Consider the following 8,627-nt stretch of genomic DNA (forward strand, 5'->3'; position numbering starts at 1 on the left):
ACCTGCGTGGGTGGCGGCCTGCCCGGCCCGTCGACGTGCTGGTCTCCAACGCCACGCTCCAGTGGGTGCCGGGCCACCTCGACCTGCTGCCGGGGCTCGTCGAGCAGGTGGCCCCCGGCGGCTGGCTCGCGTTCCAGGTGCCGGCCAACTTCGACGAGCCGAGCCACACGATCCGCGCGGCCCTGGCTGCCGAGGAGCCCTACCGCGAGCTCACCGCCGGGACGGCCCGGCCCGCGAGCCACGACCCGGAGACCTACGTCGCGGCGCTGGCGGCGCTCGGCTGCACCGTCGACGCCTGGGAGACCACGTACCTCCACCTGCTCACCGGCGACGACCCCGTCTTCACCTGGATCTCCGGCACGAGCGCCCGGCCGGTCCTCGAGCGGCTGCCCGAGGGGCTGCGCGAGGAGTTCGCCCAGGAGCTGAGGAAGCGGCTCCGGGCGGCGTACCCACCGCAGCCCTACGGCGTGGCGCTGCCCTTCCGTCGCGTCTTCGCCGTCGCGCAGGTGCCGGCGTGATCGCGCTCCACCACGTCCAGGTCGCCATGCCCGCCGGCGCGGAGGACGACGCCCGCCGCTTCTACGCCGAGGGCCTGGGCCTCACCGAGGTCGACAAGCCGGCCGCCCTCCGCGGCCGCGGCGGCGCCTGGTTCCGCGCGTACGACGACCACGGCACGGTCACGGCCGAGATCCACGTCGGTGTCGAGGACCCGTTCGCCCCCGCCCGCAAGGCCCACCCCGCCCTCCTCGTCGACGACCTCGACGCGGTCGCCGACCGGCTGGCCGCGCTGGGCTTCGAGGTCGACCGGTCCCAGGAGCACACCTTCCCCGGACACCGCCGCGTCCACACCTTCGACGGCCACGGCAACCGGGTGGAGGTGCTCGAGCCCTGAGCCGCCGACAGGCCGAGGCGTGGCTGCGCGCATGACACCATCCCGCTCATGCTGCTCGTGATCTTCGGCCCGCCGGCCGTCGGCAAGATGACCGTCGGCCGTGCCGTCGCGGCCGCCAGCGACTTCCGGCTGTTCCACAACCACCTGACGATCGAGCCGCTGCTGGAGGTCTTCGACCACGGCACGCCGGCGTTCAACCGGCTCAACGACGAGTTCCGCGTCCGCGTGCTCGAGGAGGCCGCGGCGTCCGACACCCACCTGGTCTTCACCTTCCTCTGGCCGCTCGACGACGCCGAGGACCTGGTCACGGTGGAGCGCTACCTCGCGCCGTACGTCGAGGCGGGCAAGCAGGTGGCCTTCGTCGAGCTGGTCGCGCCGCTGGAGGTCCGGCTCGAGCGCAACGTCACCGAGCACCGGCTGGCGGCCAAGGCCTCCAAGCGGGACCTCGCGTGGTCCGAGGGCAACGTCCGCGAGTCCGAGCAGCACGTGATGAACACCGGTCCCGGCCGCCGCACGCTCGCCGAGGACCTCCTCGACCGGCACCGCCTCCTGCGCCTCGACAACAGCGCCCTGGCTCCCGAGGCCGCGGCTGCCGAGATCCTCACCTGGCTCCGCGGCTCCTGAGGCGTCCGTCATCGCGCCGTCCACCGCGGAGGAGCAGCTAGACGGCCCTGCCCGTGTCGGCCTCGCCGACCATCGGCACGGCGAGCATCTTCCTCTCGCCCACGAAGCGGCGCTGCACCCACATCGCGACGCCGGTGAGCAGGAGGTTGATGAGGATGTACAGGACCGCCAGCACGATCACCGTGGGCACCTGGTTGCCGAACCCCTGATAGATCGAGCGTCCCACGGCGGTCAGGCCGGGCGCGGCCACGGCATACCCGAGGCTGGTGTCCTTGAGGGCCACGACGCACTGGCTGATGATGGCCGGCAGCATGATCTTGACCGCCTGCGGCAGCAGGATGATGTTCATGACCTGCGACTTGCGCATGCCGATCGCGTACGCCGCCTCGGACTGTCCGCGCGGCACCGCCTGCACGCCGGCCCGGAACACCTCGGCCAGCACGGCGCCGTTGTAGAGCATCAGGGCGATGACCACGCTCCAGTAGGCGCCGCTCTCGCCGCGGCTGATGCCGTAGGAGAAGAAGATGAAGATCATCAGCAGCAGGACCGGGACGGCCCGGAAGAACTCGACGACCGCCCAGCTGAGCCAGCGCACGGCGGCGTGGTCGGAGAGCTTGCCGGCGCCGAGCACGAGGCCCAGCACCACCGCGCCCAGGACGGCGCTGAACGCCATCTGCACCGTCACCAGGACGCCGTCGACCAGGACGGCGCGGATGTAGCGGGGGGTCAGGAACGGCTCCCACTTGTCGTACTCGAGCTGGTCCTCGGTGTAGAGCCGCCACACGACCAGGCCCACCACGACGGCGAGCGCGAGGGCCGCGACGACGGTGTACATGCGGTGACGTGCGACGGTCCGGGGGCCGGGGGCGTCGAAGAGGACGGCGGGTGCGGTCATCGCGCGACCCTCCAGTGGCGCTCGAGGCGGTTGGCGCCGAAGGAGACGATCTCGACGAGCACCACGAAGATGAGGGCGAACATCAAGAAGATGCCGATGCGCTGGGTGGCGTCGTCGTTGATCAGGCTGCGCATGCGGGCGAAGGCCTCGAAGACACCGAGGGTGCCGGCCACCGTGGTGTTCTTCAGCAGGGCGATCTGGACGCTCGCCACGGGCGGGACCGACGCCCGGAACGCCTGGGGGAGGATCACCTCGCGCATCACGCCCACGAAGGGGAGCCCGATCGCGCGGGCCGCCTCGGCCTGGCCCAGTGGCACGGCGTTGATGCCGGAGCGGAGCGCCTCGCACACGAAGCACGAGGTGTACACCGTCAGGCCGACCACGCAGGCGGCGAAGAGGTTGTTCAGGCTGACGTCACCGATCTTGACGTCGATGAAGTTGAAGGTGATGCCCACCTTCGGGCCGGCGATGCGGAAGAAGATCAGGATGATGAGCAGCGGGGTGTTGCGGATCGCGGTGACGTAGGCGCCGGTCGCCCGCGACAGCACCGCGACGGGTCCGACCCGGAACGCGGCCAGCAGCGTGCCGAAGACGAGCGAGAGCACTCCGGAGATCACGAACAGCAGCACGGTGTAGGCGAAGGCCCGTGCCACCAGGTCGAGGTTGTCGAGCACGGCGTTCACGCGTGCACGCCTCCTTCGGTCGTCGTACGGCGGGTGGTCGCGGCCGCGGGGTGGCCGGTCGGACCGGCCACCCCGCGGTCATGCGTCGTCTCAGGCCTGGCAGTCGTCCAGCGCCGGCGGCTCGGGCGTCTCGACGCCCTCTCCACCCAGCGTGGCCTCGAAGGCCTCGGCCCACGACCCGTCCTCGAACGACTCCTCGAGGACCCCGTTGATCCACTCGCACATCTCGGGGGTGTCCTGGGAGTAGCCGACGCCGATGCGCTCCTCGGAGAACTCGTCGCCGACGACCTTGAGCTCGCCCTCGTTCTGGGCAGCCAGGCCGAGCAGGATCGAGCCGTCGGTCGACATGGCCTCGACGGAGCCGTTGAGCACGTCCTCCGCGCACTGGGAGTAGGTGTCGGCCGGGGCGCCGACCGCGCCTGCTGCCTCGACGTTCTCCAGCGACGTGGAGCCGGTCACCGAGCAGACCTCCTCACCCTTGAGGTCCTCGATGCCGGTGATGTCGCTGTCGGCGGCGACGAGCACCTGCTGGCCGGTGACGAAGTACGGACCGGTCTGGCCCACGATCTGGCGGCGCTCGTCGGTGATGGAGTACGTCGCGAGCACGAGGTCGACGCGCCCCTCCTGCAGGTAGGGCTCGCGGTTGTCGGAGATGGTCTCCTCCCACGTCACCGAGTCGGACTCGGGGTCGATGCCGAGGTCGGCCACCAGGAGCTTGGCGATCTCGACGTCGAAGCCGGTCGGGATGTCGCTGGAGGCGTCCTTGAACCCCAGGCCCGGCTGGTCGTACTTCACCCCGACCGTGATCTCCCCGGCCTCGGCGAGCTCGGCCATCCGGGTGCCGGCCTCGAACTTGCCCTCCTCGACCTCCTCGGCCTGGACGTCGGAGCCTTCGTCAGTGCCGCCGGCGTCACCGCAGGCGGCCAGGGTGCTGGCCAGCGCGACGGCGGCGAACACCGCCTTGGTACGCATGAATCGCATCTCTTGTCTCCTTGTCCCGTTATTTCAGTGCTTGAGGATCTTGCCGAGGAAGTCCTGGGCGCGCTCGGAGCGCGGGTTGGTGAAGAACTCCTCGGGGGTGTTCTCCTCCACGATCGCGCCGTCGGCCATGAAGACCACCCGGTCGGCCGCGGTGCGCGCGAAGCCCATCTCGTGGGTCACCACGACCATCGTCATGCCGCCCTGGGCCAGCTCGACCATCACGTCGAGGACCTCCTTGATCATCTCCGGATCGAGCGCGGACGTCGGCTCGTCGAAGAGCATCACCTTGGGCTCCATGGCCAGGGCGCGGGCGATGGCCACGCGCTGCTGCTGGCCGCCGGAGAGCTGGGCGGGGTACTTCTCGGCCTGGTGGCCCACACCGACGCGCTCGAGGAGCTCGCGGGCCTGCTTCTCCGCCGCCTCCTTCTTCATGCCGCGCACCCTGATCGGGCCCAGCGTCACGTTGTCGAGGATCGTCTTGTGGGCGAAGAGGTTGAAGCTCTGGAAGACCATGCCGACCTCGGCACGCAGCGCGGCCAGTGCCTTGCCCTCCTGCGGGAGCGGCTTGCCGTCGAGGGTGATCGAGCCGTCGTCGATCGTCTCGAGCCGGTTGATCGCGCGGCACAGCGTCGACTTGCCCGATCCTGACGGCCCGATGACGACGACGACCTCGCCACGCTGGACCGCGAGGTCGATGTCCTTGAGCGCGTGCAGCTGCCCGAAGTACTTGTCGACGCCCTTCAGCACGACCAGGGGGCCCGCGCCCCCGGTGGTCGCGGACTCCTCCTGCTGCGCGGTCATGGCGGCAACCTATCCACATCGCGTCGCCACGGGCTATGCGGACGCTCCGGGACTCCCATTCGTTGTGGGAACGCAATGTGGGCCCCACACCCCGCCGAGGGAGGGTGTGGTGCGGGCGCGTCGGGGTACCTGGCAGCACCTGGAAGGCGTCGCCATGCGCAGAATCCTCAGCTCCCTCGCCCTCACCGTCGCGGTCGCCGGCGCGGCCGTCGCGACTCCGGTCACGGCGGAGGCCGGTCCGCGCGCCCCGGACGGCGGTGACCGGGGACCGAAGAGCACCTGGACCGAGGCCGACAAGTCCGGCTTCGGTACGTCGCGCAGCCGCGGCAGCAACGTCTGGTTCACCCTGCAGGGCGGCCGGACGAGCGAGGTCTTCTACCCCGACCTGTCGACGCCGAGCGTGCGCAGCCTCGAGCTGTCCGTGACCGACCGCGCCGGCTCGTTCGTCGACCGGGCCTCGCGCGACATGACCACGACGGTGAGTCGTCCGGACGAGCGCAGCCTGCGGTTCGCCTCGGTGCACGAGGACGGGTCGGGCCGCTACCGGCTGGTCGAGGAGCACGTCACCGACCCGCGGCGCGACGCCTACGTCGTCCGGGTGCGACTGGTCTCGCTCGACGGCGCCGCCTACCGCGTGCGAGTGCACTACGACCCGGCCCTCGACAACTCCGGCATGGACGACCGGGGCTCGCGCGCCGGGCGGGCGCTGGTCGCCACCGACGGCCGGGTGAGCACCGCACTGGTGGCCCGGCCGTCCCTGCGCGACCTGCGCCCCGGGCGGGCGCGGCCGGGGAACCTCCGTCAGGCAGCGACCATCCGTGGGCTCGACGGTCGGGCCGGGCGCCGCTCCGCGACCCTGAGCCTCGGCTTCGGCCGGCAGCCGGCCCGGGCGCTGCGCGTGGCCGACCGTGCCCGGACGACGAGCTGGTCGAGGTCGGCAGCGGCCTACGACCGGGGGTGGCACCGCTACCTGCGCTCGTTGCGCGAGGTGCCCGCCAGCGCCGTCGACGTCCGCGCGGAGTACCTCTCCTCGGCGCTGGTGCTGGCCGCGGCGGAGGACAAGCAGAACCCGGGAGCCTTCGTCGCCTCGCCGTCGGCGCCGTGGGTGTGGGGCAACGAGGTCGAGGACCTGTCCTCGCCCTCCGGCGCCTACCACCTGGTGTGGTCGCGCGACGCCTACGAGTTCGGCACCGCCCTGTGGGCCGCGGGCGACGAGCGGGCCGCACGGCGCATCGTCGACTGGCTCTTCGAGGTGCAGCAGAAGCCCGACGGGTCGTTCCCCCAGAACTCCGACGTCGCCGGGACGCCGGTGTGGTCCGAGCTGCAGCTCGACGAGGTCGCGCTGCCCATCGTGCTCGCCCGGCTCGTCGGCCGGACCGGGCCGAGGACCTACCGTGGCGTGCGGCGGGCGGCCGACTTCGTCGCCGGGTTCGTGGACGAGGAGACCGGGCGCCGAGCCCCGTTCTCGCCCCAGGAGCGGTGGGAGAACCAGTCCGGCTACTCCCCGAACTCGATCGCCGGCCAGGTCGCGGGGCTCGTCAGCGCCGCCGACATCGCGCGGCGCCACGGAGACCGACGCTCGGCGCGGCGGTGGCTGCGCCTGGCCGACCGGTGGGAGCGACGGCTGCAGGACCGGACCGTCACGACCAACGGTCCGCTCAGCCCGACGCCGTACTACCTGCGGCTCAGCAAGGACGGCGACCCGGACGCCGGCACGACGTACGCCATCGGCGACGGCGGGCCGTCGGAGGTCGACCAGCGGCTGGTGGTCGACCCGAGCTTCCTGACCCTGGTCCGCTGGGGCATCGAGGAGCCGGAGGACCCCACGGTCCTCAGCACCCTGGACGTCATCGACCGCGAGCTGAGGGTGGACACCCCGCACGGGCCGTTCTGGCACCGCTTCAGCTTCGACGGGTACGGCGAGACGCGGACCGGCGGCGAGTGGAGCCCGACCGACGACGACTCCTTCCAGACCCTCGGGCGGGCATGGCCGCTGCTGACGGGGGAGCGCGGTGAGTACGCGGTCTCGGCCGGTCAGGACGGCGTCCCCTACCTGAGGGCGATGGCCGCCGCGGCCGGGCCCAGCGGCATGCTCGCCGAGCAGGTGTGGGACGGCCGGGCGCCGACCGGTGACCCCTGCTGCCCCCTGGGCGAGAACACCCGTGCCGCCACCCCGCTCACCTGGTCGCACGCGGCCCTGGTCCGCCTGGCGTGGACGATCGAGCGCGAGCGGCCGGCCGACCGGCTGGGCCTGGTGGCCGAGCGCTACGGCGACTAGGACCCGACGCTCAGCTCGCGCACCACGCCCGCCTCGGGGTCCCACCGGCGCAGCCCGGTCAGCCGCAGCACGACGTCCTCGTGGCCCAGCACCTCCAGCGCCCTCGCCACGTCGGCGCGCGCCAGGCGCCGGGCCAGCGTGACGTGCGGGAGCCAGCCGGGGTGCTGGGCGTCGGGCACGAGCGCGCGGAGGTCGAGCACGGCGGCGGTCAGCCGGTCCGGGACGTCGACGAGCCGCACCAGCGTGACCCGGGTGCCGCCGAGGAGCGCGAGCGCCGCCGCCCGCGCCTCCACCGGCAGCAGCCCGCCCACCACGTGGCCCGCCGCCGCCTCGTGCGCCGCGCCGATGGCCGGCGCGGCCACGAGGGTGACGTGCGGCTCGTTGGTGGCTCCGGCGTGGTCGAGCTGGGAGGGCAGGCCGGCGTCCCGGAGCCGCTGCCAGTCCCGGCGTACGGCGTCACGGCCCGCCTCGTCGGGCAGCAGCTCGAGGGCGTGGAGGGGAGGCATGGGCGTCAGTCCTCGCAGGAGACCCGGGTCTCGGCGAGGCAGGCGACCCGGCCGTCCCCGCCGATGGCGACGTCGATCCCGTCCCCTCCGTCGAGCAGGCTCACCCTCTCGCGCGGCTTCCGCCGGGCATAGGACGCGAAGGAGTCGCCGCTGATGAGGACGTCGTCGCCGGCCTCGCCGTACACCTTGCTCGTCGGCGCCCCGCACCTGCCGGGTGGGCTGTCGGGGCTGTAGCTGACGAAGACCCCCTCGTCACTGGGCTCGCGTCCGGCCGTCAGCTGGTCGTTGCCTCCCCCGCCGCGCAGCGTCACCGAGCACGCGTCGGCCCGCAGCACGTCGTCGCCCCTCGAGCCCGTCAGCTCGACCGACCCGGTGCTGTTCACCCCCCAGCGCTCCACCGAGGTGACGGTCAGCGTGACGTCCTCCGTGGTGATCGCGCCGGTCGCGACGTCGCCGACGATGTCGGCATGGGAGGAGTAGTCCACCACGTCCTCGCCGTCACCGCCGTCGATGGACCCGGAGGAGGTGCTGAACGGCGACACGGCGACGGTGTCGTCCCCGGCTCCCGTGGTCGCCGTGATCGGGCCGGGGCCGACGAGCGCGACGGTGTCGTCCCCGGCGGTGCCGGTGAAGGAGACCGCACCCTGCGACAGGAGGTCGTACCCCTCGAAGGCCGACCAGTGCACGAACGGGGCTCCGCCGATGCTGGCGGTGCCCTGCTCCGCGTCCACGGCGAAGAGCCCGCGAAGGGGCAGGTAGAGGGACAGCGCGTCGGCTCCCTCGCCACCGGTCAGGTCCGCGCGCCGGTGGTCCTTGCCGCGCAGGACGGTGAGCGAGTCGTCGCCGCGGCCGAGGTCGACGGTGTCGCGGCTGGGACCGCGCCGGTGACCGATCGTGACGTAGTCGGTGCCGCCGCGGGTGCGGATCGTGTTGACGCCGCCGGCTCGCTGACCGCAGCAGAGGTCGG

At 72.5% G+C, this 8,627-nt stretch carries 9 protein-coding genes and 1 pseudogene; 4 read left to right on the top strand and 6 right to left on the bottom strand.

What is annotated here, in order from left to right; all coding sequences use genetic code 11:
• The 3 genes and pseudogenes from QZX64_RS06110 to QZX64_RS06120 all read left to right on the top strand — a co-directional run.
• Window positions 1-518: pseudogene (locus QZX64_RS06110) on the top strand (trans-aconitate methyltransferase); the annotation flags it as partial.
• A complete protein-coding gene (locus QZX64_RS06115; RefSeq protein ID WP_295657717.1) occupies window positions 515-892 on the top strand; it encodes a VOC family protein in 378 nt (125 codons plus the stop codon). The pseudogene QZX64_RS06110 and the gene QZX64_RS06115, both read left to right, overlap by 4 nt.
• A gap of 48 nt (window positions 893-940) precedes the next feature.
• Window positions 941-1,516: an AAA family ATPase gene (locus tag QZX64_RS06120; protein ID WP_295657718.1), complete on the top strand. Its 576-nt coding sequence runs from the start codon at window positions 941-943 to the stop codon at window positions 1,514-1,516.
• A gap of 37 nt (window positions 1,517-1,553) precedes the next feature.
• On the opposite strand, the gene QZX64_RS06125 is transcribed toward QZX64_RS06120, so the two are convergent.
• From QZX64_RS06125 to QZX64_RS06140, 4 genes are all read right to left on the bottom strand, one after another.
• The gene (locus QZX64_RS06125; RefSeq protein WP_295657719.1) at window positions 1,554-2,411 is read right to left on the bottom strand and encodes an amino acid ABC transporter permease; all 858 of its coding nucleotides are present in this window, start codon (window positions 2,409-2,411) and stop codon (window positions 1,554-1,556) included.
• Complete coding sequence (locus tag QZX64_RS06130; RefSeq protein ID WP_295657720.1) at window positions 2,408-3,094, bottom strand: amino acid ABC transporter permease; 687 nt, start codon at window positions 3,092-3,094, stop codon at window positions 2,408-2,410. The genes QZX64_RS06125 and QZX64_RS06130 overlap by 4 nt, the downstream gene beginning before the upstream one ends.
• Window positions 3,095-3,184: 90 nt before the next feature.
• Window positions 3,185-4,075 carry a glutamate ABC transporter substrate-binding protein gene (locus QZX64_RS06135; protein WP_295657721.1) on the bottom strand — a complete coding sequence of 297 codons (891 nt, stop codon included), beginning with the start codon at window positions 4,073-4,075 and terminating at the stop codon, window positions 3,185-3,187.
• Window positions 4,076-4,099: 24 nt separating this feature from the next.
• On the bottom strand, window positions 4,100-4,828 hold the full coding sequence (locus QZX64_RS06140; protein ID WP_295657725.1) for an amino acid ABC transporter ATP-binding protein: 729 nt from the start codon (window positions 4,826-4,828) through the stop codon (window positions 4,100-4,102).
• A gap of 202 nt (window positions 4,829-5,030) precedes the next feature.
• Between QZX64_RS06140 and QZX64_RS06145 the strand changes: the two genes are divergently transcribed.
• On the top strand, window positions 5,031-7,154 hold the full coding sequence (locus QZX64_RS06145) for a glycoside hydrolase family 15 protein (protein WP_295657722.1): 2,124 nt from the start codon (window positions 5,031-5,033) through the stop codon (window positions 7,152-7,154).
• On the opposite strand, the gene QZX64_RS06150 is transcribed toward QZX64_RS06145, so the two are convergent.
• Window positions 7,151-7,660, bottom strand: coding sequence for a 2'-5' RNA ligase family protein (locus QZX64_RS06150; protein WP_295657723.1), 510 nt, complete (start codon window positions 7,658-7,660; stop codon window positions 7,151-7,153). The two genes, QZX64_RS06145 and QZX64_RS06150, sit on opposite strands and share 4 nt — an antisense overlap.
• 5 nt (window positions 7,661-7,665) lie before the next feature.
• On the bottom strand, window positions 7,666-8,627 hold a 962-nt coding region (locus QZX64_RS06155; protein ID WP_295657724.1), incomplete at its 5' end, for a hypothetical protein.

Source organism: uncultured Nocardioides sp. (assembly GCF_902805925.1).
In the GTDB taxonomy this organism is placed as follows: domain Bacteria; phylum Actinomycetota; class Actinomycetes; order Propionibacteriales; family Nocardioidaceae; genus Nocardioides.

Coding starts and splice junctions, on each gene's coding strand:
- QZX64_RS06120 (WP_295657718.1), top strand. CDS start 941: ATGCTGCTCGTGATCTTCGGCCCGCCGGCCGTCGGCAAGATGACCGTC.
- QZX64_RS06125 (WP_295657719.1), bottom strand. CDS start 2,411: ATGACCGCACCCGCCGTCCTCTTCGACGCCCCCGGCCCCCGGACCGTC.
- QZX64_RS06135 (WP_295657721.1), bottom strand. CDS start 4,075: ATGCGATTCATGCGTACCAAGGCGGTGTTCGCCGCCGTCGCGCTGGCC.
- QZX64_RS06145 (WP_295657722.1), top strand. CDS start 5,031: ATGCGCAGAATCCTCAGCTCCCTCGCCCTCACCGTCGCGGTCGCCGGC.
- QZX64_RS06150 (WP_295657723.1), bottom strand. CDS start 7,660: ATGCCTCCCCTCCACGCCCTCGAGCTGCTGCCCGACGAGGCGGGCCGT.